Raw genomic sequence first — 24,644 nt, forward strand, 5'->3', positions numbered from 1 at the left:
AGGGATTGCAACGAGACCTCGGCGCCCCGAGCTCCGAGAATGCTGCAGGCAGGGCCGTCCCTCAGGGGACGTTGAAACGCCCGTCGTCTGAATTTAGGAAAATGCGGCTCGCGGCGGACGAGCGGTGGCCCGGTGGGTGCCGCAACGTCCAAGGTGCGCCAAATATGGTGGGGCCCTTACGAAAGGGAGAGGACACATGAGCGGGTCGGAATTCGAGCGCGAAAACATCGTGGCAGGAACGCTGTCGGCGACCGCGGACTCGAAAGCCGCCGAGCCCGCGCGTGAGTTGCATACTTGGCGCCCGGAAGCCGAAGGCCTGTTTGATCCGAGCCTGGAAAAGGATTCCTGCGGCGTCGGCTTCATCGCCAACATCAAGGGCCAGAAGTCGCACCAGATCGTCTCCGACGCGCTGAACATCCTGTGCAACCTCGAGCATCGCGGCGCCGTCGGCGCCGATCCGCGCGCCGGTGACGGCGCCGGCATCCTGGTGCAGATCCCGCACGCCTTCTTCGCGCGCAAGACCGCGGAGCTCGGCTTCAAGCTGCCGCAGCCCGGCGAATACGCCATCGGCGCGCTGTTCATGCCGCGCGATGCCGCCTGGCGTAACGTGATCAAGAGCATCATCGCCGACGAGATCAAGAACGAGGGCTTCAAGCTGCTCGGCTGGCGAGACGTACCGTCAGACAATTCCTCGCTCGGCGTCACCGTGAAGCCGACCGAGCCCTACCACATGCAGGTCTTCATCGGCCGCAATGGTGCGGCCAAGACCGAGGACGATTTCGAGCGCCACCTCTACATCCTGCGCAAGTCGATCTCGCAGGCGATCTATCAGCGCCGCGACCGCGGCATGGCGGGCTATTATCCGTGCTCGCTGTCGTGCCGCACCGTGATCTACAAGGGCATGTTCCTCGCCGACCAGCTCGGCAAGTACTATCCCGACCTGCACGAGGCCGACTTCGACAGCGCGCTGGCGCTGGTGCATCAACGCTTCTCGACCAACACCTTCCCGACCTGGTCGCTGGCGCATCCGTACCGGATGATCGCCCATAACGGCGAAATCAACACGCTGCGCGGCAACGTCAACTGGATGGCGGCGCGGCAGGCTTCCGTGCATTCGGAGCTCTACGGCAAGGACATCAGCCGCCTCTGGCCGATCTCCTATGAAGGCCAGAGCGACACCGCCTGCTTCGACAACGCGCTCGAATTCCTGGTGCAGGGCGGTTACTCGCTGCCGCACGCCGTGATGATGATGATTCCGGAAGCGTGGGCCGGCAATCCCCTGATGGATGAGCAGCGCCGTGCGTTCTACGAATATCATGCCGCGCTGATGGAGCCGTGGGACGGCCCGGCCGCGATCGCTTTCACCGACGGCCGCAAGATCGGCGCCACGCTCGATCGCAACGGCCTGCGCCCGGCGCGCTATCTCGTCACCAAGGACGACCGCATCGTGATGGCGTCCGAAATGGGCGTGCTGAAGATTCCGGAGGACCAGATCGTCACCAAGTGGCGGCTGCAGCCCGGCAAGATGCTGCTCGTCGACCTCGAGCAGGGCCGCCTGATTCCCGACGACGAGATCAAGGCCGACCTCGCCAAGAGCCATCCCTACAGCGACTGGCTGCATCGCACCCAGATCCAGCTCGAGGAGCTGCCGGATGCGCCGGCCAAGGGCGTGCGCTCCAACCTGCCGCTGCTCGATCGGCAGCAGGCGTTCGGCTACAGCCAGGAAGACATCGCGATCCTGATGACGCCGATGGCCGCCACCGGCGAGGAAGCCGCCGGCTCGATGGGCAACGACACGCCGATCTCGGCGCTGTCCGACAAGCCGAAGCAGCTGTTCACCTACTTCAAGCAGAACTTCGCGCAGGTGACGAACCCGCCGATCGATCCGATCCGCGAGGAAATCGTCATGAGCCTCGTCTCGATCATCGGGCCGCGGCCGAACCTGTTCGACCTGCAGGGCGTCGCCTCGACCAAGCGCCTCGAGGTGCGGCAGCCGATCCTGACCGACGCGGATCTGGAAAAGATCCGTTCGATCTCCGACGTCGCCGAGACCCACTTCAAGTCGCGCACGCTCGACACCACCTTCCACGCCGGCTTCGGCGCGGCGGGCATGGAGCAGGTGCTCGACGAGCTCTGCGCGCGCGCCGAGGGCGCGGTGCGCGAGGGCATCAACATCATCATCCTGTCGGACCGCATGACCGGCACCGACCGGATTCCGATCCCGTCGCTGCTGGCCTGCGCCGCCGTGCATCATCACCTGATCCGCACCGGCCTGCGCACCTCGGTCGGCCTCGTCGTGGAATCCGGCGAGCCGCGCGAGGTGCATCATTTCGCCTGCCTCGCCGGCTACGGCGCCGAAGCGATCAATCCCTATCTCGCGTTCGAAACCATCCTCGCGATGAAGGACCGGCTGCCCGGCGCGCTCGACGACTACGAGATCGTCAAGCGCTACATCAAGTCGATCGGCAAGGGCCTGCTCAAGGTGATGTCCAAGATGGGCATCTCGACCTACCAATCCTATTGCGGCGCGCAGATCTTCGACGCGGTCGGCCTGAAGGCGGACTTCGTCGCCAAGTATTTTGCCGGCACCCACACAAGGATTGAGGGCGTCGGCCTCGGTGAGATCGCCGAGGAGACGGTGCGGCGCCACACCGACGCGTTCGGTGACGGCCAGATCTACAAGAGCGCGCTCGATGTCGGCGGCGAATATGCCTACCGCACCCGCGGCGAGGACCACGCCTGGACCGCGGAATCGGTCTCGACGCTGCAGCACGCCGTGCGCGGCAATTCGCAGGAGCGCTACCGGGCGTTCGCCAAGATCCTCAACGAGCAGTCCGAGCGTCTGTTGACGCTGCGCGGCCTGTTCCGGATCAAGAGCGCCGAGGACGACAAGCGCAAGCCGGTCAAGCTCGAGGACGTCGAGCCGGCCAAGGATATCGTCAAGCGGTTCTCGACCGGCGCAATGTCGTTCGGCTCGATCTCGCGCGAGGCGCACACCACGCTCGCGATCGCGATGAACCGGATCGGCGGCAAGTCGAACACCGGCGAAGGCGGCGAGGAGTCCGACCGCTTCAAGCCGATGCCCAACGGCGACAGCATGCGCTCGGCGATCAAGCAGGTCGCCTCGGGCCGGTTCGGCGTGACGACGGAATACCTCGTCAACTCCGACATGATGCAGATCAAGATGGCGCAGGGTGCCAAGCCCGGCGAAGGCGGCCAGTTGCCCGGCCACAAGGTCGACGCGACGATCGCACGCGTCCGGCATTCGACGCCGGGCGTCGGCCTGATCTCGCCGCCGCCGCACCACGACATCTACTCGATCGAAGACCTCGCCCAGCTGATCTACGACCTCAAGAACGTCAATCCGGACGGCCAGGTCTCGGTGAAGCTGGTGTCGGAAGTCGGCGTCGGCACGGTTGCCGCCGGCGTCGCCAAGGCGCGCGCCGACCATGTCACCATCGCGGGCTTCGAGGGCGGCACCGGTGCCTCGCCGCTGACCTCGATCAAGCATGCCGGCTCGCCGTGGGAGATCGGTCTTGCCGAGACCCATCAGACGCTGGTGCGCCAGCAGCTGCGCAGCCGCATCGCGGTTCAGGTCGACGGCGGCTTCCGCACCGGCCGTGACGTCGTGATCGGCGCGCTGCTCGGGGCCGACGAGTTCGGCTTCGCCACCGCGCCCCTGATCGCGGCAGGCTGCATCATGATGCGCAAGTGCCACCTCAACACCTGCCCGGTCGGCGTCGCGACCCAGGATCCGGTGCTGCGCAAGCGCTTCACCGGCCAGCCCGAGCACGTCATCAACTACTTCTTCTTCGTCGCCGAGGAAGTCCGTGAGATCATGGCGCAGCTCGGCTACAAGACGTTCGACGAGATGGTCGGCCAGGTCCAGATGCTGGACCAGACCGCGCTGGTCTCGCACTGGAAGGCCAAGGGCCTCGATTTCTCCAAGCTGTTCGTGCGGCAGAAGGAGGAGAAGGGCCAGACGATCTATCACTCGGAGAGCCAGAACCACCATCTGGAAGCCGTGCTCGACCGCCGGCTGATCGGGAAGGCGCAGGCCGCGCTCGATCGCGGCGCGCCGGTCAAGATCGAGGAAGAGATCAACAACACCGACCGTTCCGCCGGCGCGATGCTGTCGGGCGCGGTCGCCAAGATCTACGGCCATGCCGGCCTGCCGCTCGACACCATCCATGTCGGCCTGAAGGGCACGGCGGGACAGGCGTTCGGCGCCTGGCTCGCCAATGGCGTCACCTTCGAGCTCGAGGGTGAAGGCAACGACTATGTCGGCAAGGGCCTCTCGGGCGGCTGCATCATCGTCAAGCCGCCGAAGAACTCCGGCATCGTGCCGGAAGAGTCGATCATCGTCGGCAACACCGTGATGTACGGCGCGATCGCGGGCGAGTGCTACTTCCGCGGCATCGCCGGCGAGCGCTTCGCGGTGCGCAATTCCGGCGCGGTCGCGGTCGTCGAAGGCGCCGGCGATCATTGCTGCGAATACATGACCGGCGGCATCGTCGTGGTGCTCGGCAAGACCGGACGCAACTTCGCGGCCGGCATGTCCGGCGGCATCGCCTATGTGCTGGACGAGGCCGGCGACTTCGACAAGCTCTGCAATCTTTCGATGGTCGAGCTCGAGCCGGTGCTGTCGGAGGAGATGATCAACGCCGACACCTACCACCACTCCGGCGATCTCGAGGCGCATGGCCGGGTCGACGTGTTCCAGAACCTGCTCGAGTCCGATGTGGAGCGGCTGCACGTCCTGATCACGCGTCACGCCAAGCTGACGGGTTCGAAGAAGGCGGCAGAGATCCTCGCCGACTGGAAGAGCTGGCTGCCGAAATTCCGCAAGGTGATGCCGGTCGAGTACCGCCGCGCGCTGAAGGAAATGAAGGCCAACGCCGACGCCGAGCCGAAGATCGCGATCGGCGCGTAAGCCTGAAAGACCCTCATGGTGAGGAGGCGCGCAGCGCCGTCTCGAACCATGAGGCCGCCACACGGGCCTCCATCCTTCGAGACGCGGCGCACGCGCCGCTCCTCAGGATGAGGGTCAAACAGAACAGACGAACACATGATGCAGGGGCATCGGGTTTCAATGGGCAAGATCACAGGTTTTCTCGAGATCGAGCGGCATGACCGCAAGTACGAGCCGGTCGCCGATCGACTCAAGAACTTCAGGGAATTCGTCATTCCGCTGAGCGAGAAGGACACGCGCGACCAGGCTGCGCGCTGCATGAATTGCGGCATCCCCTATTGCCACGGCACCGGCTCGACCGCGCCGGGCACGCCGGGCTGCCCGGTCAACAACCAGATCCCCGATTTCAACGACCTCGTCTATCAGGGCAATTGGGAAGAAGCCTCGCGCAACCTGCACTCGACCAACAATTTTCCCGAATTCACCGGCCGCATCTGCCCGGCGCCGTGCGAGGCGTCCTGCACGCTCAACATCGACGACAACCCGGTCACCATCAAGACCATCGAATGCGCGATCGTCGACCGCGCCTGGGACAATGGCTGGCTGAAGCCGGAGATCGCAGCCGTCAAGACCGGCAAGAAGGTCGCCGTGATCGGCTCGGGTCCCGCCGGCATGGCCGCCGCGCAGCAGCTCGCGCGCGCCGGCCACGAGGTGCATGTCTACGAGAAGTTCGCCAAGGCCGGCGGCCTGCTGCGCTACGGCATTCCCGACTTCAAGATGGAGAAGGGCATCATCGACCGCCGCGTGGCGCAGATGGAAGCCGAGGGCGTCACCTTCCATTACGGCAAGGCCGTCGGCGGCTCGACGCCGGGCGCGATCGATCCGCAGGAGCTCGCCAAGCAGTATGACGCCGTGGCGCTGACCGGCGGCGCGGAAGCCCCGCGCGACCTGCCGATTCCCGGCCGCGAGCTTTCCGGCATCCACTTCGCGATGGACTTCCTGCCGCAGCAGAACCGCCGTGTTTCCGGCGAGCCGCTGAACGGCGCCGCCGACATCCTCGCCGACGGCAAGCATGTCGTCGTGATCGGCGGCGGCGACACCGGCTCGGACTGCATCGGCACCTCGTTCCGGCAAGGCGCCAAGTCGGTGACCCAGCTCGAGATCATGCCGGCGCCGCCCGAGCACGAGAACAAGGGCGTGACCTGGCCGAACTGGCCGCTGAAGATGCGCACGTCGTCGAGTCAGGCCGAAGGCGCGGTGCGCGAATTCGCCGTGCTGACGACGAAGTTCGAAGGCGTCGACGGCAAGGTGACCAAACTGCATTGCGTCAAGGTCGACGACAAGTTCAAGCCGCTGCCCGGCACCGAGTTCACGCTCGACGCCGAGCTCGTGCTGCTGGCGATGGGCTTCGTCCATCCGGTGCACGAGGGCCTGCTCAAGACGCTGGGTGTCGAGCTCGACCAGCGGGGCAATGTCCGCGCCTCCCTGCAGGACTACCAGACCTCGCGCGCGAAGATCTTCTCCGCCGGCGACATGCGCCGCGGCCAGTCGCTCGTGGTCTGGGCGATCCGCGAAGGCCGCCAGTGCGCGCGCTCGATCGACACCTTCCTGATGGGGAAGACGGACCTGCCGGGGTAAGACCCCGGCCGCCACGCCGAGCTGCATCACACAAACTCAGCTGTCATCGCCCGCGAAAGCGGGCGATGACGTATTCCAGAGACGTCAGAGCTTGAACGGACAGGCCACGGCGTACCGGGTCCCCCGCCTTTGCGGGGCACGACACCTCATTCGAGATGGGACTTGCGCATCCTCGCCGCTAATTCTGCACCCGCACGCCCAGCATCACCACCGTCGACGCCGAGCTCTGTCCCGCCAAATTCGAATCCAGCCAGTCGCGGCGCACGGTGCCCTTGATCCAGAGGCTGCGGGTCATCTTGTAGATCAGGTCGGCGGACACCGAGTAGATCGTGTCGTTGCGGTTGTCGCCCTGGTAATCGAGCGTGCCGTAGGTGAACTTGCCGATGCCGGTCAGCCAGCGGCGGAAGTCGTGGTCGACCTCGACAGTGTAGGTGCGCGACAGCACGCCCGAGGTGCCGGGCAGCGTGGTCTCGCCGATCTGGGTGTCGGAATAGAATTTCGCGGTGGTCAGCGGCGTCGCGGTCCAGGTCAGCGAGGCGGTGGTGAGCAGGCCTTCGAGACGGTTGAGCCGCGTGTCGGCGTAATCGCGCATCGCGTAGCCGATCGAGACCTCGCCGAACAGCAGCCGCGTGAACTCGAACGAGGTGCCGGCCTTGACGTAGCCGCCCGAGGAGTTGCGCGCGTAACCATTGCGGTCGAGATAGAGATCGTGGAAGCGGCTGTCGCCCTGCACTTCGACGAACGGCTTCACCGCCGGGTTGAGCTCGTAGCTCACCCGGCCGACGCCGCCATATTGCGTGAAGTTGCGATCATCGTTCGACGACGAGGTGCCGTCGGTGAGCTTCGACCATTGGTAATCGGTGCGGTCGACCGTGGCGCCGAGCGAGACCTGCATGCGGTTGAAATTCTGGTCGATGCCGAAGGTGCCGCCGACGGTGGTGTAGATCGGATATCTGGCGAGGCCGGCCTGCACGTTCGGGCTGCCGGGATTGTCGGTCGAGACAAGCAGGCGGGCCTGCCCCAGGAGATGCGTATCCCGTGAGACGTCGAGACGGCCGTCGATGTGACCAATGAAGTTCGGACGGTCGATGTCGAGCGGCGCCGACAGCGGCGTGCCGTCGGCGTTCGGCGTCAGCCCGGAGCCATAGCCGGTGAAGGAGCCGCGCAAATCGGCGACGACGGCGTGACGCTCCCAGTCGGAGACCGCGAGGAATTCCGGCGCGACCATGTAGAAAGCCCTGCCCTGCGGCGAGTAGAGCCGGCCCGGATTGGTGTCGTAGCCGGCCATCGCCTCGACCGCGGTCTTGACCATGAACGAGCCGGCGTAGTCGCCAACCGCGCCGAACGGATCGTCGTCGATCTTGAGCCGCTTGCGCGGCGGCTGGCCGACGATGGTGCCGGCCATCGCCGGCGGCAGCGGTGTCTTGTTGGCGGTCTCCGAGGGCGGGATCGACAGCCGCAGCTGCCCCGTGGCGTTCAATGGCGCCGGCGTCGGCTGCGGCGAGCCGGGTCCCGCCGGCGGCTTCGGTTTGGCCTGGCCCGGGTAGTATTTCGGCTTCTGGCGTTTGCGGTTGAGCGAGTCATAGCCTGACGTCGAGGCGCCGTTCGCCGCGGGGAGCCCGTAGGTCGGGACCTGCCCGATCCGCGTCGTCGATGTCGATGTCGATGCAGACGAGGAGGAACGGCGATCGCGATCGGCGTCGGGCAGCTTCAGGCCGTTGAGCGGATCCATGGCGTCGGCCGTGGTCCGGCGCAGCGGCGAATCCTGGGTGATCACCTGGCTCTGGCGATTGGGGCTGAACAGATCGGGCGTCACGGTCTGGGCCTGGGCGAGCCCGGCGGTCACGGTCAGCGCCACAGCAGTCATGGCAAGACATGGCAAAACCGCGCGGACAACGCATCCACGCCGGTCTGGGCCGCTTGCTGGCCGCCGCAACACGATGGGAAAACTCCAACGAATTCAAATACTTGTCGGACGCACTCCGCCGGGCGGCGGAAAACGTCGTTAATGGAGTTAAAACAATTATGGTTAATGAGCCGTTGAGGATCGGCCGCCGCGCGTCGCATCGCGGAATCGAACGTGCTAAGGGAGACGCCCGGGTGCAAAACCCTCCCCTGGATTCCGTAATGGCCAAACCGAAACCGCTGATGACCAAATCATCCGGCCCCGATGACGGCGCCGTTCAATCGGCGCTCCGCACCCTCGATGCCGAAGCAAGCGGCGTCGCAGCCCTTTCCGCGGCACTGAAGTCCGACCTCGGCGCGCCGTTCGCGGCAGCGTCCGAGCTGATCGGCAATGCCAAGGGACGGCTGATCGTCACCGGGCTCGGCAAGTCCGGCCATATCGGGCGCAAGATCGCCGCGACCTTTGCCTCGACCGGCACGCCGGCGTTCTTCGTGCACGCCGCCGAAGCGAGCCATGGCGACCTCGGCATGATCACGATCGATGACGTGATCCTGGCGCTGTCATGGTCCGGCGAGCAGCCGGAGATGCGCAACCTGATCGCCTATGCCGCGCGCTTCGGCATTCCGCTGATCGCGATGACGGCCGACAAGGATTCGACGCTGAGCAAGGCCGCCGACGTACAGCTGACGCTGCCGAAGGCCCGCGAGGCCTGCCCGCACAATCTGGCGCCGACCACCTCCTCACTGATGATGCTGGCGCTCGGCGATGCGCTGGCGATCGCGCTGCTTGAGGGCCGCGGCTTCACCTCGACCGATTTCAGCGTGCTGCATCCGGGCGGCAAGCTCGGCGCGCTCCTGAAATATGCCCGCGACCTCATGCATGGCGGCGACGCGCTGCCGCTGAAGCCGCTCGGCACCAAGATGTCGGACGCGCTGGTCGAGATGACCTCCAAGGGTTTTGGCTGCGTCGGCATCGTCGACCGCCACGGCCATCTCGTCGGCATCGTCACCGACGGCGATCTGCGCCGGCAGCTGCGCCGCCCCGACCTTCTGATGCTGTCGGTCGAGGAGGTCATGACCAGGACGCCGAAGACGATCAGCCGCGACACGCTGGCCGGCGAAGTGCTGGAGCTGCTCAACGCCTCGAAGATCACGACGCTGATCGTGACCGATGCGAAGAAGCCGGTCGGCATCATCCATCTGCACGATCTGCTGCGCGCGGGTGTGGCGTAGGTCCTTTGTCATTCCCCGATGCGCAATGGCGCATCTGAGGGCGCGCCTGTTGGCGCGAACCCCGGAATGACAGCGGTTACTTGGGAAATCTTGCCGCGGTCGGCTCCAGCGGCAGAGCCAACGCGTTGGCGAGGTAGGAGACCGTGCGGTAGAAGCCGCACAACAGGATGATCTCCAGGATCTGGTCCTCATCGTAATGCGCCGACAGCGCCGCGAATTCCGCGTCATCCAGCGTCGCGCGGGCATGCAGCGCGTCGACCGCCGCGATCATCGCCTGTTCGGCCGGCGACCAGCAGTCGGCATCGGCCGCACCGCGCACGGTGGCCTGGACCTGCTGCTCCGTCAGTTCGGCGGCCGCGCCGAACGCCGTGACATGGACGCCCCATTCATATTCGCAGGCATTGAGCGCGCAGGTGCGGTCGATCACGATCTCCCGCTCCCTGAGCGACAACGGCCCACGATCCAGTAAGCTGCCGCCGCGGAACTTCTCCCAGGCGCGCGGATGGCCGGCCATCACGCGGAACAGCACCAGCGGCGGCTTGCCGCGCATGATGCGATCAAAATGCTGTTGAACGTCCGCCGGATAGGGCGGATCGAGCGGCGCGAGGCGTGACATGGGCTGATCCCGTTGCTACATTTAATGTAGCAACACGCTACAATATCTGTAGCGATCCGCAAGAGAGATTCGAAAGGAATTCGCGACATGCCGAAGCAGGGCCCAGTCACAAGACCCGCCGTCCGCGGCTCGCGGACCGGCCGCCCGATCATGGCGCTGCTCGATCTCTTGGGACGGCGCTGGACCTTGCGCATCATCTGGGAGCTGCGGGAGGGCGCGCTGACCTCGCGCGCGCTGCGCGCTGCCTGCGACGAGGCGTCGCCGACCATCCTGCAGACGCGATTGACGGAGCTGCGCGAGGCCGGCTTCGTCGAGCTGACGGAGGATGGTTACGGCCTCACCGCGCTCGGGCGGGAGCTGTTCCAGACCTTCACGCCGCTCCATCGTTTCGCCGAGCGCTGGAGCAAGCGGGGCGGCAGCAAGACCTCGGCGACCGTCAGTGTGTAGCCCGCATGAGCGGAGCGATATGCGGGAGCGGTTTCCCCGGGTATCGCGGAGCCTGTCATCGGGCGCGCATTCGCGCGACCCGTTGGCTCACCCGGGCTACGGATTACTCGTCCGAAGCAGCATTCGACGCTCGGGCCAAGTCGTCGTCGATGGCTCAGGTCAAACTAAGCGATCGCCACCGTCAGGCTGGCGCCGTCGGCGCGCACCACCTTCACCCGGCTGCCGGCCGGCGCATCGGGGCCGGCGACGCGCCACACCGTGTCATCGATCCGCACCGTGCCCGATCCGTCGATGATCGGCTTCTCCAGGGTGAATTCGCGGCCGACCAGGGCTTCGTTGCGGCGGTTGAGGAACGGGTTGGTCTTGCTCGCTGCTGTCGCGCCCTTGGCAAAATGCCGCCAGGCCGGCACCGCCAACGCGGCGAACACCGCGAACATCAGGAGCTGCGTTTGCCAGGACGGCGTGAAAGCGAACGACAGCAGGCCCACAAGGAGCGCCGCGAGCCCGAGCCAGAACAAGAATACCCCGGGCGCTGCGAGCTCCAGCGCCATCAGGATGAAGCCGAAGATCAGCCAGTTCCAGGTACCCAATGTCGAAAACATCTCGGCCATGACAGGACCTCTACCATTGCGGGCGCGACGCCGTCACGCCCTCACCGCTGCGGCGGCACCGGCGGCGGCGCAGTCGGGCCGGCCGGCGGCACCGAGCCGCCGCGCCGTGCTGCGGCCGTAGCGGACGCCGCGCTCTCGCCGAAGGTGGCGCGGGCGATCTCGCCGATGCCGGCCAGCGAGCCCAGCACGCTCGAGGTCTCGATCGGCAGCATCAAGACCTTCTGGTTCGGCGATTCCGCGAGCTGGCCGAACGCCTTGATGTACTTGTCGGCGATGAAATAGTTCAGCGCCGCGACGTCGCCCTTGGCGATCGATTCCGACACCATCTGGGTCGCCTTGGCTTCGGCCTCGGCGAGCCGCTCGCGCGCCTCGGCGTCGCGGAAGGCGGCTTCGCGGCGGCCCTCGGCCTGCAGGATCTGACCCTGCTTGGCGCCCTCGGCGCGCAGGATTTCGGATTGGCGCTGGCCCTCGGCCTGCAAGATGTCGGCGCGCTTGACGCGCTCGGCCTTCATCTGCCGGCCCATCGCCTCGACGAGGTCGGCCGGCGGCACGATGTCCTTGATCTCGATGCGGTTGACCTTGACGCCCCAGGGCGACACCGCGGCGTCGACCACGCGCAGCAGCCGCTCGTTGATTTCGTCGCGATGCGACAGCACCTGGTCGAGATCCATCGAGCCCATCACCGAGCGGATGTTGGTCATGGTCAGGACGGTGATCGCCTGGTTGAGATTGGCGACCTCGTAGCTCGCCTTGGCGGCATCGAACACCTGGTAGAACGCGACGCCGTCCACCGTCACAGTGGCGTTGTCCTTGGTGATCACCTCCTGCTCGGGGATGTCGATCACCTGCTCCATCATGTTGATCTTGCGACCGATGCGATCGAAATAGGGCACGATCAGATTGAGGCCGGGCGACAGCGTGCGGGTGTATTTGCCGAACCGCTCGATGGTCCAGTCATAACCCTGCGGAACGGTCTTGATCCCGGCGAACAGCGTAACGATGACGAGAAGAACAAACGCGATCGCGAAGACGTCGAAGCCAGTCATAAATTCCTCCAGGGCCGGCGAGACCGTCGCCAGTCACGGTCGTGCATTGGTCGGCAGGACCGCTCCGCCGGTTCAGCCGGCTGTTGTTCTCCCTAGCACATCGGAAGCTGCCGTCCGACTACCAGATGCAAATGAATAGCCGTGTCCGGTGTCACTGATCGTTAACAATCAGATCCAGCCCTGCAGCTCGCGCAGCACGAGCTGGCGGATCACGTCCATGCCGCCGTCGCTGTCGTTGAGGCAGGGGATCGCCGCGAACTGCTCGCCGCCATTGTGCCGGAAGATCTCGGCATTCTCCTGCGCGATCTCCTCCAGCGTCTCCAGGCAATCGGCGGAGAAGCCGGGCGTCACCACGGCAATGCGCCGCACGCCGTCCTTGGCCAGCTTCTCGACCGTCTTGTCGGTATAGGGCTGCAGCCACTCGGCGTTGCCGAAGCGCGACTGGAAGGTGAGGATCAGCCCGTTGGCATCGAGCCCGAGCCGCTTGCGCAGCGCGTTGGTCGTGGCGATGCATTGCGCCTGATAGGGATCGCCCTTGTCGACATATTCCTTCGGCATGCCGTGGAACGACGCGACGATGATCTCGGGCTGGAACGGCAAGGTCGCAAGATGCGCATTGATCGAGACCGCGAGCGCCTCGATGTAATCGGGGTCGTCGTAGTAAGGCGGCGTCACCCGCAGGATCGGCTGCGCGCGCATGCCGGCCAGCACGCGAAACGCCTCGTCGCAGACGGTCGCCGACGTCGCGGCGGAATATTGCGGATAGAGCGGCACCACCAGGAGCCGGCCGCAGCCCTGCGCCGCCAGCGCCTCGATGCGCTCCTTGATCGAAGGGTTGCCGTAGCGCATCGCCCAGTCGACCACGACGTGGTCGTGATCGGCGATCGCCTCCGCCAGCTTGTCGGCCTGCGAGCGCGTGATGGTCTTCAGCGGCGACTCGTTCTTCTCGGTGTTCCAGATCTTCAGATAGTCGCGCGCCTTGCGGGCCGGACGGACGCGCAGGATGATGCCGTTGAGGATCAGCTTCCAGAGCAGGCCCTGATCCTCGATCACCCGGGGATCGGACAGGAATTCCTTGAGATAGACCCGCACGCCGGCGGCATCCGCCGTATCGGGCGTGCCGAGATTGACCAGGAGCACGCCGACGCGTTCCGGCTTCGGCGCCGCGGCAGGCTTCGCGCTCTCGAAGGGGATCACCGTGCTCATGATAGCCTTGCGCTAGATATCCTTCGCTTGGGAGCTTTGGGCTTCGCGCGTTGTTCCAACCTTGTCAAGCCGAGTGCGGGTTGGCTACGTTCCCGTGCGGAATAAGGGGGAACCATGACGATCGCCGAATGGTGCGTCTTCGGGACGCTGATGCTCTCGCTGCTGACGATCGTATCGGTGAAGTGGACCGGCTTCCGCAGCTTCGACAATGCCAGGCCGCGCGATCCCGACTTCTACGACGATCCGATCCGCTCGCGGGCGCTTGGCGCGCACCAGAACGGCATCGAGGCCTTCCCGTTCTTCGCCTTCGCCGTGCTGCTCGCCGAATTCCGCGTCGGCCCGCTGCGGCTGATCGACGAGCTCGCCGTGCTGTTCCTGATCGTGCGGATCGCCTACGTCTTCACCTATATCGGCAACCGCCCGACGCTGCGCTCGATCCTCTGGAGCATCGGCTTCGCGATCAACATCGCGATCTTCCTGCTGCCGGCGATCCGGGGATATCTGACGAGTTGAATTCGAGTTCGCTTTCCTCCCCGTCATCCTGAGGTGCGAGCGGAGCGAGCCTCGAAGGATGCACGGCCCGGCCGGTGGCCGTCGACCCTTCGAGGCTCGCCCAGCGGTGCAAGTGCACCGCAAGGCTCGCACCTCAGGGTGACGGATCACAGGACAGCAAGCGGGACCAAGCACCCTACAAGCACGTCGCCCGCTCGGCGGCGACGTAGCCGAACAGCAGGCCGAGCCCGAACAGCAGCACGAGGCCCGCGGCGGCGAACTCCAGGCCGCGCATGATCACCATGCCGCCGCCGTCGCGCGCCGCGCTCAGCCGCTCGGCCACGCCGCGCGCCGACACCGCGACGAGCGCGATCGCCGCCACCGTGATGGCGGTGCCGAGCCCCATCACGAAGGTCGCGGCAATGCCGGCCCAGAACAGGCCCTGCGCCAGCGCGAACACCAGCACCAGGATCGCGCCCGAGCACGGCCGGATCCCGACGGTCAGGATCGCGCCAAGCCCCCGCCGCCAGCCGCCAGGACCGGCGAGCTCGGCCGGCGTCGGGCCGTGCGAATGGCCGCAATGCTCGTCATGGACGTGCTGCGCGTCGTGACCGTGCTCGTGGCCATGGTCATGATGATGCCCGTGATCGTCGTGCGCGTGACGATGATGGTGATCATGGCCGTGGTCGTGGTGATCGTGGTCATGCTGGCCGTGATCGTGATCGTGCTGATGCGCGCCGGCCATCGCCAGCGCCGGGCGCGGCATCTGCAGCGCGCGGAAGAAGCCACCGCCCTTGACCCACACCAGCCGGGCGCCGAACGCCGCGATCAGCGCATAGCTTGCGATCTCGATCGCCTTCTCCGCCCCGCACATGGTCTTCGCGGTCGCGTTGAGCAGCCAGGCGCAGACGCCCACGATGAGAACGGCGACCACCGACTGCATCAGCGCCGAGGCAAACGACAGCACGATGCCGCGCCGCGCGGTCTCGCGGTTGGCGACCATGTAGGAGGAAATCACCGCCTTGCCGTGGCCGGGGCCGGCGGCATGGAAAATCCCGTAGGCAAAGGAGATCGCGAGCAGCGTCCAGACCGCCGAGCCGTCGGATTTCGCGGCACGGATGGTCTGCGATATCTCGCGGTAAAACTCCGACTGCTTCGCCAGCAGCCAGCCGACCAGCCCGCCCTGCGGCTCCGCCGCGCGCGGCGCGCCGAACGGATTTTGCGCCAGCAGCGCATGAACGGCGCCATCGAGCAGCGCAAATGCCGCCAGCGCGGCAGCGGACACGGCGAGGCCGCGCGTCATGCGCGAGACGATCGGCGTCATGGGCACTCCACCGAGACCTTGTTGGCGAACATCATGCCGAAATTACCGTTGCCACCGTCGAGAAAGGTCTGCTCGCCGAGTTTCTGCGCGGCGGCGGTGCCGTCACTGTTCGGCCGTTCGAACTGCATCTTGCAGTCCGCCGCGGCGCCGACCAGCTTGACCGGCTCCTTCGCGGCATACTGGAAGTCGATGAAATAGGTCGGGTCGAACACTTCGAGCGAGAGCTGCCTCGCCTTGAACGGCGTCTTCAGCGGCAAGGTGAAGTGCAGCGTCAGCGCCGAATCCTTGTATTCGAGGAAGTAGTCGACCGGTTCGGTGAACTTCTGCTTCTTGCCGTCGCCTTTGGCGAAGGTGAAGTAGGCGTATTCCTTCAGCGACTCGACGTTGGTCTGCGCCAGCGGCGCCAGCTCCTCGCGGCTATAGGCGCCCTTCACCTTGGTCTCGATGCCCTGCAGCGCGTAGGTCGAGAACATGTCGTCAAAGGTCCAGGCGTGGCGGACCCCCGTGATGGTGCCGTCGGGCGCGTAGATCAGCTCGCTCTTGGCGACGATCCAGACATGCGGATGGGCCTCGGCGGCCGCCGTGCCGAGCACGACGGACACCGCAAGCACGAGCCCAGCGATCAGGCGCTTCAACGACTGCCGCACCTTCAGGCCGCCTCAGGCGTCTCGAGGAGGCCGCGACGGCGCAAAAGCGCGTCCGGCTCGGGCTCGCGGCCGCGGAAGGCGACATAGGCCTCCTCGGGATCGCGCGAGCCGCCCGACGAATAGATGTCGTCATGCAGCCGCTTGGCGGTCGCGGGATCGAAGATGTCGCCGGCCTCCTCGAAGGCGCCGAAGGCGTCGGCATCCATCACCTCCGACCACATGTAGCTGTAATAGCCGGAGGCATAGTGGTCGCCGGAGAAGATGTGGCCGAACTGGGTCGGCCGGTGCCGCAGCGAGATTTCGGCGGGCATGCCGATCTTCTCCAGCTCCTTCTGTTCGAAGGCGCGGACGTCCCAGCTCGCCGCCGCCGGCTGGGTGTGGAATTCGAGGTCGACCAGCGCGGAGGAGACGAACTCCACGGTGGCAAAGCCCTGGTTGAACTTGCGCGCGGCGAGGAAGCGCTTGAGCAGGTCGTCCGGCAGCGCCTCCCCGGTCTGGTAGTGGCGGGCGAAGCGCTGCAGCACCTCGGGCCGCTCCTGCCAGTGCTCGTAGAGCTGCGAGGGCAGCTCGACGAAGTCGGTGAACACGCTGGTTCCGGACAGCGACGGATAGGTCACGTTGGACAGCATGCCGTGCAGGCCATGGCCGAACTCGTGGAACAGGGTCCGCGCATCGTCGGGCGACAGCAGCGACGGCGCGCCGTCGGCGCCCTTGGCGAAGTTGCACACATTGATGACCAACGGCGCGACGGCGCCGTCGAGCTTCTGCTGGTCGCGCAGCGAGGTCATCCAGGCACCGGAGCGCTTCGAGGGCCGCGCGAAGTAGTCGCCGTAGAACAGCGCCTTGTGCTGGCCGTCGCGGCCCTTGACCTCCCAGACCCGGACATCCGGATGCCAGACCGGGACATCCTTGCGCTCCTCGAAGGTGACGCCGAACAGGCGGGTGGCGCAGTCGAACGCGGCCTCGATCATGTGGTCGAGCACCAGATAGGGCTTGATCGCGGAATCGTCGAAATTGGCGCGGCGCTGGCGCAGCTTCTCGGCGTAGTAGCGCCAGTCCCAGGACGCCAGGGTGAAATTGCCGCCCTCCTCCGCGATCAGCGCCTGCAGCGCGTCGCGGTCGGCGAGCGCCCGCGCCCGCGCCGGCTTCCAGACCCGGTCCAAGAGGCCGCGCACGGCCTCCGGCGTCTTCGCCATGGAATCCTCGAGGCGGTAGGCGGCGTAGGTCGGGAAGCCCAGTATCTTGGCGGTCTCCTCGCGGAGTCTCAGGATCTCCACGATGGTCGCGTTGTTGTCGTTGGCGTTGCCATTGTCGCCGCGCGCCGTGAAGGCCTTGTAGACCTTCTCGCGCAGATCGCGCCGCGACGAGCTTTGCAGGAACGGCTCGACCGAGGAGCGCGACAGCGTCACGATCGCCTTGCCGGGCATGCCGCGCTCTTCCGCCGCAGCCTTGGCAGCCGCCACAAATGTGTCGGAGAGACCGGCGCGGTCGTCCGCGCCGAGCTCCATGGACCACTCCTGCTCGTCGCCGAGCAGATGGTGGCTGAACGAGGTGCCGAGATGGGCGAGGCGCTCGTTGATCTCGGCCATGCGGGCCTTTGCCGCATCGTCGAGGCCGGCGCCGGAGCGGCGGAAGCGGGTGTAGGTGCGTTCCAGCAGCCGCATCTGCTCGCCGGTCAGGCCGAGCGAGGCGCGCTTCTCGTGCAGCATGGCGATGCGGCCAAACAGCACAGCGTTCATCATGATCGGATTCCAGTGCCGCGCCATTCGGGGCGACACTTCCTTGTCGATCTCCAGAATCGCCGGGCTCGAATGCGCCGAGACCAGGTCGTAGAACACCGCCGATACCTTCGACAGCAGCTTGCCGGAGCGCTCCAGCGCCGTGATGGTGTTGTCGAAGTCGGGCAGCGCCGGATCGTGGGTGATCGCAGTCACTTCCGCCGAATGATCGGCGAAGGCCTGCTCGAAGGCGGGCAGGAAATGCTCCGGCTTGATCTCGGCGAAGGGCGGCGTCTCGAGCGGCGTCTGCCATGCCTTCAGGAGGGGGTTGGCCAAAGTCTCGACCTTGGCGTCTGCGCTGGTTCCTGACATCGAATGTCCCGTTTTTCGCCTTGAAAATGCTGCCCAATCTATATCACGCGGTACGGCATTTTTGGGCCTTTTGCGCTTGATAGATGGGCACTTTTCGGAGAGATTGCGCCCCCTGAACAGGACCTATTCCATGACCATGCAGCCCTCCACCTCAGGCAACCGCACCATCGTCTGGCCGAGCGTCATCACTGTGATCTCGGCGGCGATCCTGATCGGCGCGGAAGTGTTCGGCGCGGCGTTCGCCGGCGGCTGGGCGCTCGCGATCCTGCTTGGGCTCGACGATGTCGCCGCGCACATCCTGCAGGCGGTGCTGTTCGGCATCGGCGTCTTGATCATGATCGCCTTCATCCGCGCCGCGCAGCGCGTCGAGCCGTTCACGCGTCGCGCGTGAGCTTTGAGCGATTCAAGAAAGCGCTGCGGCACAGGGCTAAAACGCACACACGCTTCGTTAGTCATTCTTAACAGCCGTTCATTTTCAGCGCCTCCGACGCGTGCTGCGCGCGACATCGCAAGCACGCGTTAGGGAAATTTGCCGCTATCGCAAAAAAATTCTTGCGCCGCGAAGTCAAAAGACTTATTTCCTGCCTTGCCCAATTTCGCACGTGCCTGTGGTCGTGTGTCAGTCGGTAGGTATCCGGACAAGAGGCCGGACAGCCGCCAAGGGGTGGAAGAACCGAGGGTCGCTTACGTCCGTCAGGACACGAGGCGGCCAGCATCTCTCTCCAGGGATGCCGTTGAAGGTCTCACCACTCTTTGCAACCGTGACTGGCAGCCGGAGGCGAACCGGCGCACCCCGCTCTCAACGGGGGACGCGACTTAAAGCAACGACGGATCGGGCTTTTTTGGTCTCTACCGGCGGTCCAACGCCGGCCCGGGCTACTGAAAAGGCTTGTCCTTCATTGCCAGGTGAGCGGGCGGGAAACTCTCCCAACCAATCCACGGCAGCACAGTCTGGTTTGAGTCTCTTGGCCTCAACGCGCCTCCATCGCGCGATGTGGCCGAAGCGCTCTTACCCGACGTCACGTTGATGCGGATCCCGTCGCTGGGGCCGTTGGAGAGTGCCATGACTGAACGTATCCAGGAATTCCTGCGCAACCGCCGCCAGGATGGTCTCGACACCGAGCCGTGCCTCGTCGTCGACCTCGAAGTCGTGCGCGACAATTACCAGACCTTCGCGAAGGCGCTGCCGGACAGCCGCGTGTTCTACGCGGTGAAGGCTAATCCTGCGCCCGAAGTGCTCTCGCTGCTGGCCTCGCTCGGCTCCTGCTTCGACACCGCGACGGTCGCGGAGATCGAGATGGCGCTGGCCGCCGGTGCGACGCCGGACCGCATCTCCTATGGCAATACGATCAAGAAGGAGCGCGACATCGCGCGCGCCTTCGCGCTCGGCATTCGCCTGTTCGCGGTCGACTGCGCCGCCGAGGTCGAGAAGGTCGCCCGTGCCGCCCCCGGCGCCAAGGTGTTCTGCCGCATCCTCTATGACTGCGCCGGCGCCGAGTGGCCGCTGTCGCGCAAGTTCGGCTGCGACCCGGAGATGGCGGTCGAGGTGCTCGACCTCGCCAAGCGCCTGGGTCTGGAGCCGTGCGGCATCTCGTTCCATGTCGGCTCGCAGCAGCGCAAGGTGAAGGCGTGGGACCGCGCGCTCGCGATGGCGTCGACCGTGTTCCGTGACTGCGCCGAGCGCGGGATCAACCTCACCATGGTCAACATGGGCGGTGGCTTCCCGACCAAGTACCTCAAGGACGTTCCGCCGGTCGTGCAATATGGCCGGTCGATCTTCCGCGCGCTGCGCAAGCATTTCGGCAACCAGATCCCGGAGACGATCATCGAGCCGGGCCGCGGCATGGTCGGCAATGCCGGAATCATCGAGACCGAAGTCGTTCTGATCTCGAAGAAGAGCGACGAGGACGAGGTCCGCTGGGTCTATCTCGACATCGGCAAGTTCGGCGGTCTCGCCGAGACGATGGACGAGTCGATCCGCTACGCCATCCGCACCCCGCATGACGGGGCGGACATGACGCCGTGCGTTCTCGCGGGCCCGACCTGCGACAGCGCCGACGTGCTGTACGAGAAGCTGCCGTATCCGCTTCCGGTGACGCTCGAGATCGGCGACAAGCTGCTGATCGAAGGCACCGGCGCCTATACGTCGACCTACTCGTCGGTGGCGTTCAACGGCATTCCGCCGCTGAAGACCTACCACATCTGACCCGCCTCCTTATCGAGGCTCGATAAACCGGGAGCCGGCCCCGCCGGCTCCTCCCCGATCATTTTTGATTTTCCTGAACGACGCTTGCCGCGGCGTACGACATGCCGTTGCAAGCGGGGACTGACGTGCCATGACTGCAAAACGGAACACCCCCGTTGCCCTCATCCGAGATGCCGCCCCGTTCGCGATCCGTGCGGAGCGTGGCTCGGACGTCGTTGCACGCGAAGCGCTGCTGGATGCCTGCTTTGGCTGCAATCGCCATACGCGCACCTGCCAGCGCCTGCGCGACGGACGCGCGCCCGCCGAAGGCCTGAGCCTTGCGGCCGTGCGCCAGGACGGCCGGCTGGTTGGAACCGTGCGGTTGTGGCACGTCAGCGCGGGGGGCCGCAGCGCGCTGATGCTGGGGCCGCTGGCAGTCGACGACGACTGCCGCGGCCTCGGCGTCGGCGCCGCGCTGATGCAGCGCGCGCTGGCGGTCGCCAAGGCGCGCGGCCACGGCGCCGTGATCCTGCTTGGCGATGCGCCCTACTACGCCCGCTTCGGCTTCACCGCGGCCAAGACCGGCGAGCTGTCGCTGCCGGGCACGTTCGAGCGCGAGCGGCTGCTCGGCCTCGAGCTTGGCGCCGGCGCGCTGGACGGCGCCTGGGGCATGATCACGCCGACCGGCGCGCCGCTGCCCGAGGCCAAGGCATCGCGGACGCGATCCCGGACCCGGAAGGCACCGCTTGCCGTGCCGCACGCGGCGTAAGGTGGGCCGTCATGTCGGAGCACCTTCCCATCACCGATGGCGCGCGCCCGCGTTGGCGCGGCCTCGTCACCACGGTCATGCTGATCCTGATCTCGGTGATGATCGTCAGGGATATCCTGGTCCGGCGCTGGACCGGCACGCCGCCATCGCCGCCCGACACCACGCTGCAGTCCCACTAGTGCCGGCCGCACCAGGCCTGAACCAAGGGGTTGCGCGGGCGGCAAAAATGCCCGTAAACCCCGCGCAAAGCCATTTTTCGTCGAGGTCCAGATGTCCCGCCGCCTGATTTCCACCGGCTCGCCCTTTGAGAAGACCGCCGGCTACAGCCGCGCCGTGATCGACGGCGACTTCGCCTTCGTCGCGGGAACCACCGGCTATGACTACGCCACGATGACCATGCCGTCGGATGTCACGAGCCAGTCACGGAACTGCTTCAAGACCATCGAGGCCGCCCTCAAGGAGGGAGGCTTTGCGATGGCCGACATCGTCCGCGCGACCTACTACCTCACCGATGCCCGTGACGTGGATGCCCATTTCGCGGTCTGCGGCGAGGTCCTCGGCGACATCCGCCCGGCCGCAACGATGCTGATCGTCGCGGGGCTCTACAAGCCCGAGATGAAGGTCGAGATCGAAGTCACCGCGAAGCGTCGCAACCCCTGATCCACTCTATCCGCCGCTAGGCACTCTCCTGGAGAAAATGATGAGCCCCGCCTCGCAGATCTACGCGAAGATCACAGGTCCCATTGTCATGATCGGCTTCGGCTCGATCGGCAAAGGCACGCTGCCTTTGATCGAGCGGCATCTCGATTACGACAAGTCGCGCGTCACCGTGATCGACCCCAAGGACGAGGGCCGCAAGGCGCATTGCGAGAAGCACAACGTCAAATTCATCCAGAAGGCCGTGACCAAGGACAATTATCGCGACCTGCTGAGCCCGCTGCTCACTGAAGGCGGCGGCCAGGGCTTTTGCGTCAATCTGTCGGTCGATACCGGCTCGACCGACATCATGGAGCTCTGCAACGAACTCGGCGCTCTCTACATCGACACCGTCAACGAGCCCTGGCTCGGCTTCTATTTCGATTCGTCGAAGGGCCCCGAAGCGCGCTCCAACTACGCCCTTCGCGAAGTGACGCTGGCCGCCAAGAAGGCGCGCCCCGCTGGCTCGACGACCGCCGTCTCCTGCTGTGGCGCCAATCCCGGCATGGTCTCGTTCTTCGTCAAGCAGGCGCTGCTCAATGTCGCCGCGGATCTGAAGCTCAATGCCCCGAAGCCGAAGACCAAGGCCGAATGGGCGGACTTGATGCGACAGGCCGGTGTGAAGGGCATCCACATCGCCGAACGCGACACCCAGCGCTCCAAGTCGCCGAAAGAGCCTGACGTCTTCGTCAACACCTGGTCGGTGGAAGGTTTCCTGTCGGAAGGCGTGCAGCCGTCCGAACTCGGCTGGGGCACCCATGAGAAGTGGATGCCCCAGAATGCGCATACCCACGAAGCCGGCTGCGGCGCAGCCATCTATCTGATGCAGCCCGGCGCCGACACGCGCGTGCGCACCTGGTGCCCGACCCGCGGCGCGCAGTATGGCTTCCTCGTCACCCACAACGAGTCGATCTCGATCGCCGATTACTTCACGGTGCGTGACGCAGCGGGCACGGCGATCTATCGGCCGACCTGCCACTATGCCTATCACCCGGCCGACGACGCCGTGCTGTCGCTGCATGAAATGTTCGGCCGCGCAGCGAAGATGCAGGAGAAGCACCACATCCTCGACGAGAACGAAATCGTCGATGGCATCGACGAGCTCGGCGTCCTGCTGTTCGGCCATGACAACAATGCCTACTGGTACGGCTCGCAGCTCTCCATCGAGGAGACCCGCAAGCTCGCGCCCTATCAGAACGCCACCGGCCTGCAGGTGACGTCCGCCGTGCTCGGCGGCATGGTGTGGGCGCTGGAAAACCCGAACGAAGGCATCGTCGAGGCCGACGAGATGGACTTCGATCGTCTCCTGGAAATCCAGCTGCCGTATCTCGGCCCCGTGAAGGGCTTCTACACCGACTGGACCCCGCTGACGGATCGTCCGGGACTGTTCCCGGAAGATATCGACACCAGCGATCCCTGGCAGTTCAAGAATATTCTGGTGCGCTGACCCGAAGGGTCATCCCGGGATGCGCGCTTATGCGCGCAGACCCGGGATCTCGAAATTGTTGCGCGAGATTCTCCAGTGCGCGAGTGCGCACGATGGTTCATCGCTGACGCGATGCCCCGGAATGACTTCGTCATCTCGCCATGTAGTCGAACGCGACCGAGCCGAGGCCGAGCGTCAAGTCCGCCTTGAAATGCAGCGCCGAGACCACCTCGCGCACCGGCAGGCGGGCGACGTCGCACAGCGCGTGCGGAAACAGCCCGAGAGCGGCGGGACCGGTCCAGGCCTCCTTCAGCGTGATGTCTTCCAGATGAAACCGCACCAGCTCGCAGATCCGCGGGCTGCCATCGACATGCGGGATGATCTTCAGGATGAAGTTCGGCGCCGCCATCGATTTCAAGACGGTGTCGAGGTCGACCTTGCGGTGCTTGTAGCCCATGGTGGCGGAGGCGCAGAGCACCGAGCCGTAATGCAGCGAGCCGACCAGCACGTCGCTCTCGACCTCGATCCTGGGCTTTGCCAGCTTCTTCGGAAATCCCCACAGCTCGCGGCCGCCGGCGATCGGACCTTCATCGTCGAGATACATCGCGTGGGTGTAGGCACCCTCCTCGCCCCTGAAGCGAACCGGGATCACCTGCCCGGTCTCGGTGTAGTCGCCGAAGCCGGTCGAGTCCGGCATGCGGATGAACTCGTACTTCACCACCGGCTCGGCGACCTCGAGCGGCTCCGGCACCACGGCGGCGAGCGCTTCCGGGTCGGTCTTGTAGGTGATGATGAAATATTCGCGGTCGAAGAACCGGTAGGGCCCCGGCGGAAACGACGGGTTGGTGAGCGGCATCGAATAGGCGGTGCGCCGGACGTCCTCGATCTTCATGGCAGGCCCCATCTGTCGTTGGCAAGACGACAGATTATGGAGGGCGTCGGCGGCGGAGGCGAGACCGTATAATCGGCAGCGTCCGTCAAATCCGCGTCACAATGCGGGCCGCCGCGCGCTTACTTTTTCTCGATCGGCGGCGCGGTCTTCTCCGCGGGCGCGGGCGGCAGCAACGGCTTGGCGCCGGACTTCTGTGCCTCGTCGTCGGGACGCGCGGGCTGCGGCGCCGGCGTGGTCGGCCGCTCGCCGCCCGGCTTCGACTCGGCCGGCGGCGCCGTCTTCTGCGGCTCGGGCGTCGGCGTCGGTTGCAGCGGCTGGGTCGCCTGGGCGATCTCCTGCGGCGGGGCGGCATTGATCGCGTGCAGCGAAAGCACCGCGATCGCAACACCGGCCGCCACCAGCGTCGAGGCGATCATCATGTCGATTCGCAACCTGGTCCGATCCACAGCCATCTCGTTCACCTGCGCCTTGTCCGCGGGGTCAACGATCCCGCCACGGCATGGTTCCGA

21 protein-coding genes are annotated in these 24,644 nt (G+C 65.8%); 11 read left to right on the forward strand and 10 right to left on the reverse strand.

The window, feature by feature from the left end:
• Positions 1-196 precede the first annotated feature (196 nt).
• Together gltB and AC1VNY_RS30975 are read left to right on the forward strand one after the other, a co-directional pair.
• On the forward strand, positions 197-4,933 hold the full coding sequence (gene gltB, locus AC1VNY_RS30970; protein WP_482408002.1) for a glutamate synthase large subunit: 4,737 nt from the start codon (positions 197-199) through the stop codon (positions 4,931-4,933).
• A 159-nt stretch (positions 4,934-5,092) separates the two neighbouring features.
• Positions 5,093-6,550, forward strand: coding sequence for a glutamate synthase subunit beta (locus AC1VNY_RS30975; protein ID WP_482408003.1), 1,458 nt, complete (start codon positions 5,093-5,095; stop codon positions 6,548-6,550).
• A gap of 178 nt (positions 6,551-6,728) precedes the next feature.
• Here AC1VNY_RS30975 and AC1VNY_RS30980 read toward each other — a convergent pair whose 3' ends face one another.
• A complete protein-coding gene (locus tag AC1VNY_RS30980; RefSeq protein ID WP_482408004.1) occupies positions 6,729-8,417 on the reverse strand; it encodes an outer membrane beta-barrel protein in 1,689 nt (562 codons plus the stop codon).
• A gap of 260 nt (positions 8,418-8,677) precedes the next feature.
• Here AC1VNY_RS30980 and AC1VNY_RS30985 point away from each other — a divergent pair, with 260 nt between their 5' ends.
• Positions 8,678-9,688: a KpsF/GutQ family sugar-phosphate isomerase gene (locus AC1VNY_RS30985; RefSeq protein WP_482408005.1), complete on the forward strand. Its 1,011-nt coding sequence runs from the start codon at positions 8,678-8,680 to the stop codon at positions 9,686-9,688.
• A gap of 76 nt (positions 9,689-9,764) precedes the next feature.
• Here AC1VNY_RS30985 and AC1VNY_RS30990 read toward each other — a convergent pair whose 3' ends face one another.
• Entirely contained in the window at positions 9,765-10,304 is a 540-nt protein-coding gene (locus AC1VNY_RS30990) for a carboxymuconolactone decarboxylase family protein (protein ID WP_482408006.1), read from the reverse strand.
• Between the two features lie 87 nt (positions 10,305-10,391).
• Here AC1VNY_RS30990 and AC1VNY_RS30995 point away from each other — a divergent pair, with 87 nt between their 5' ends.
• Positions 10,392-10,751, forward strand: a complete 360-nt coding sequence (locus AC1VNY_RS30995) for a winged helix-turn-helix transcriptional regulator (protein ID WP_482408007.1) — start codon at positions 10,392-10,394, stop codon at positions 10,749-10,751.
• Positions 10,752-10,915: 164 nt separating this feature from the next.
• Here the strand turns inward: AC1VNY_RS30995 and AC1VNY_RS31000 are convergent, their stop codons facing one another.
• The 3 genes from AC1VNY_RS31000 to hemH form a co-directional block, all read right to left on the reverse strand.
• Positions 10,916-11,362: an NfeD family protein gene (locus AC1VNY_RS31000; protein WP_304498608.1), complete on the reverse strand. Its 447-nt coding sequence runs from the start codon at positions 11,360-11,362 to the stop codon at positions 10,916-10,918.
• Between the two features lie 41 nt (positions 11,363-11,403).
• On the reverse strand, positions 11,404-12,408 hold the full coding sequence (locus tag AC1VNY_RS31005; protein ID WP_304498607.1) for an SPFH domain-containing protein: 1,005 nt from the start codon (positions 12,406-12,408) through the stop codon (positions 11,404-11,406).
• Positions 12,409-12,576: 168 nt separating this feature from the next.
• Positions 12,577-13,614, reverse strand: coding sequence for a ferrochelatase (gene hemH, locus AC1VNY_RS31010; RefSeq protein ID WP_482408008.1), 1,038 nt, complete (start codon positions 13,612-13,614; stop codon positions 12,577-12,579).
• A gap of 114 nt (positions 13,615-13,728) precedes the next feature.
• Here hemH and AC1VNY_RS31015 point away from each other — a divergent pair, with 114 nt between their 5' ends.
• A complete protein-coding gene (locus AC1VNY_RS31015; RefSeq protein ID WP_016842609.1) occupies positions 13,729-14,127 on the forward strand; it encodes an MAPEG family protein in 399 nt (132 codons plus the stop codon).
• A gap of 175 nt (positions 14,128-14,302) precedes the next feature.
• Here AC1VNY_RS31015 and AC1VNY_RS31020 read toward each other — a convergent pair whose 3' ends face one another.
• Genes AC1VNY_RS31020 through AC1VNY_RS31030 form a run of 3 tightly spaced genes read right to left on the reverse strand, consistent with a single transcriptional unit; the run spans position 14,303 to position 18,167 of the window.
• Entirely contained in the window at positions 14,303-15,430 is a 1,128-nt protein-coding gene (locus AC1VNY_RS31020; RefSeq protein ID WP_482408009.1) for a nickel/cobalt transporter, read from the reverse strand.
• A complete protein-coding gene (locus AC1VNY_RS31025) occupies positions 15,427-16,077 on the reverse strand; it encodes a DUF1007 family protein (protein WP_482408010.1) in 651 nt (216 codons plus the stop codon). Before AC1VNY_RS31025 ends, AC1VNY_RS31020 begins: the two co-directional genes overlap by 4 nt.
• 2 nt (positions 16,078-16,079) lie before the next feature.
• On the reverse strand, positions 16,080-18,167 hold the full coding sequence (locus AC1VNY_RS31030) for a M3 family metallopeptidase (protein ID WP_482408011.1): 2,088 nt from the start codon (positions 18,165-18,167) through the stop codon (positions 16,080-16,082).
• Positions 18,168-18,297: 130 nt separating this feature from the next.
• Here AC1VNY_RS31030 and AC1VNY_RS31035 point away from each other — a divergent pair, with 130 nt between their 5' ends.
• The 6 genes from AC1VNY_RS31035 (at position 18,298) to AC1VNY_RS31060 (ending at position 23,264) form a co-directional block, all read left to right on the forward strand.
• Entirely contained in the window at positions 18,298-18,558 is a 261-nt protein-coding gene (locus AC1VNY_RS31035) for a hypothetical protein (protein WP_028341358.1), read from the forward strand.
• Positions 18,559-19,230: 672 nt separating this feature from the next.
• Positions 19,231-20,373, forward strand: a complete 1,143-nt coding sequence (locus AC1VNY_RS31040) for a type III PLP-dependent enzyme (RefSeq protein ID WP_461195515.1) — start codon at positions 19,231-19,233, stop codon at positions 20,371-20,373.
• Positions 20,374-20,503: 130 nt separating this feature from the next.
• A complete protein-coding gene (locus tag AC1VNY_RS31045) occupies positions 20,504-21,121 on the forward strand; it encodes a GNAT family N-acetyltransferase (protein ID WP_482408012.1) in 618 nt (205 codons plus the stop codon).
• Between the two features lie 11 nt (positions 21,122-21,132).
• The gene (locus AC1VNY_RS31050; RefSeq protein WP_162832417.1) at positions 21,133-21,300 is read left to right on the forward strand and encodes a hypothetical protein; all 168 of its coding nucleotides are present in this window, start codon (positions 21,133-21,135) and stop codon (positions 21,298-21,300) included.
• A 91-nt stretch (positions 21,301-21,391) separates the two neighbouring features.
• Positions 21,392-21,781 (forward strand): RidA family protein, encoded by a 390-nt coding sequence (locus tag AC1VNY_RS31055; RefSeq protein ID WP_028332860.1) that lies wholly within the window; start codon positions 21,392-21,394, stop codon positions 21,779-21,781.
• 40 nt (positions 21,782-21,821) lie between these two features.
• Complete coding sequence (locus AC1VNY_RS31060) at positions 21,822-23,264, forward strand: homospermidine synthase (RefSeq protein ID WP_212055964.1); 1,443 nt, start codon at positions 21,822-21,824, stop codon at positions 23,262-23,264.
• A 130-nt stretch (positions 23,265-23,394) separates the two neighbouring features.
• Here the strand turns inward: AC1VNY_RS31060 and AC1VNY_RS31065 are convergent, their stop codons facing one another.
• Together AC1VNY_RS31065 and AC1VNY_RS31070 are read right to left on the reverse strand one after the other, a co-directional pair.
• Positions 23,395-24,135 carry an acetoacetate decarboxylase gene (locus AC1VNY_RS31065; protein WP_482408013.1) on the reverse strand — a complete coding sequence of 247 codons (741 nt, stop codon included), beginning with the start codon at positions 24,133-24,135 and terminating at the stop codon, positions 23,395-23,397.
• Positions 24,136-24,254: 119 nt separating this feature from the next.
• Positions 24,255-24,587 carry a hypothetical protein gene (locus tag AC1VNY_RS31070; RefSeq protein WP_482408014.1) on the reverse strand — a complete coding sequence of 111 codons (333 nt, stop codon included), beginning with the start codon at positions 24,585-24,587 and terminating at the stop codon, positions 24,255-24,257.
• Positions 24,588-24,644 lie beyond the last annotated feature (57 nt).

The sequence above is a fragment of the Bradyrhizobium ferriligni genome (assembly GCF_056837965.1).

What these genes read in the sequence shown, in the direction of transcription:
- AC1VNY_RS30980 (WP_482408004.1), bottom strand. Translation starts at nt 8,417, where the DNA reads ATGACTGCTGTGGCGCTGACCGTGACCGCCGGGCTCGCCCAGGCCCAG.
- AC1VNY_RS30975 (WP_482408003.1), top strand. Translation starts at nt 5,093, where the DNA reads ATGGGCAAGATCACAGGTTTTCTCGAGATCGAGCGGCATGACCGCAAG.
- AC1VNY_RS31055 (WP_028332860.1), top strand. Translation starts at nt 21,392, where the DNA reads ATGTCCCGCCGCCTGATTTCCACCGGCTCGCCCTTTGAGAAGACCGCC.
- AC1VNY_RS31015 (WP_016842609.1), top strand. Translation starts at nt 13,729, where the DNA reads ATGACGATCGCCGAATGGTGCGTCTTCGGGACGCTGATGCTCTCGCTG.
- AC1VNY_RS31000 (WP_304498608.1), bottom strand. Translation starts at nt 11,362, where the DNA reads ATGGCCGAGATGTTTTCGACATTGGGTACCTGGAACTGGCTGATCTTC.
- AC1VNY_RS31005 (WP_304498607.1), bottom strand. Translation starts at nt 12,408, where the DNA reads ATGACTGGCTTCGACGTCTTCGCGATCGCGTTTGTTCTTCTCGTCATC.
- AC1VNY_RS31070 (WP_482408014.1), bottom strand. Translation starts at nt 24,587, where the DNA reads ATGGCTGTGGATCGGACCAGGTTGCGAATCGACATGATGATCGCCTCG.
- AC1VNY_RS31060 (WP_212055964.1), top strand. Translation starts at nt 21,822, where the DNA reads ATGAGCCCCGCCTCGCAGATCTACGCGAAGATCACAGGTCCCATTGTC.
- AC1VNY_RS31045 (WP_482408012.1), top strand. Translation starts at nt 20,504, where the DNA reads ATGACTGCAAAACGGAACACCCCCGTTGCCCTCATCCGAGATGCCGCC.
- AC1VNY_RS30995 (WP_482408007.1), top strand. Translation starts at nt 10,392, where the DNA reads ATGCCGAAGCAGGGCCCAGTCACAAGACCCGCCGTCCGCGGCTCGCGG.
- gltB (WP_482408002.1), top strand. Translation starts at nt 197, where the DNA reads ATGAGCGGGTCGGAATTCGAGCGCGAAAACATCGTGGCAGGAACGCTG.
- AC1VNY_RS31030 (WP_482408011.1), bottom strand. Translation starts at nt 18,167, where the DNA reads ATGTCAGGAACCAGCGCAGACGCCAAGGTCGAGACTTTGGCCAACCCC.
- AC1VNY_RS31050 (WP_162832417.1), top strand. Translation starts at nt 21,133, where the DNA reads ATGTCGGAGCACCTTCCCATCACCGATGGCGCGCGCCCGCGTTGGCGC.
- AC1VNY_RS31040 (WP_461195515.1), top strand. Translation starts at nt 19,231, where the DNA reads ATGACTGAACGTATCCAGGAATTCCTGCGCAACCGCCGCCAGGATGGT.
- AC1VNY_RS30985 (WP_482408005.1), top strand. Translation starts at nt 8,678, where the DNA reads ATGGCCAAACCGAAACCGCTGATGACCAAATCATCCGGCCCCGATGAC.
- hemH (WP_482408008.1), bottom strand. Translation starts at nt 13,614, where the DNA reads ATGAGCACGGTGATCCCCTTCGAGAGCGCGAAGCCTGCCGCGGCGCCG.
- AC1VNY_RS31020 (WP_482408009.1), bottom strand. Translation starts at nt 15,430, where the DNA reads ATGACGCCGATCGTCTCGCGCATGACGCGCGGCCTCGCCGTGTCCGCT.
- AC1VNY_RS30990 (WP_482408006.1), bottom strand. Translation starts at nt 10,304, where the DNA reads ATGTCACGCCTCGCGCCGCTCGATCCGCCCTATCCGGCGGACGTTCAA.
- AC1VNY_RS31065 (WP_482408013.1), bottom strand. Translation starts at nt 24,135, where the DNA reads ATGAAGATCGAGGACGTCCGGCGCACCGCCTATTCGATGCCGCTCACC.
- AC1VNY_RS31035 (WP_028341358.1), top strand. Translation starts at nt 18,298, where the DNA reads ATGACCATGCAGCCCTCCACCTCAGGCAACCGCACCATCGTCTGGCCG.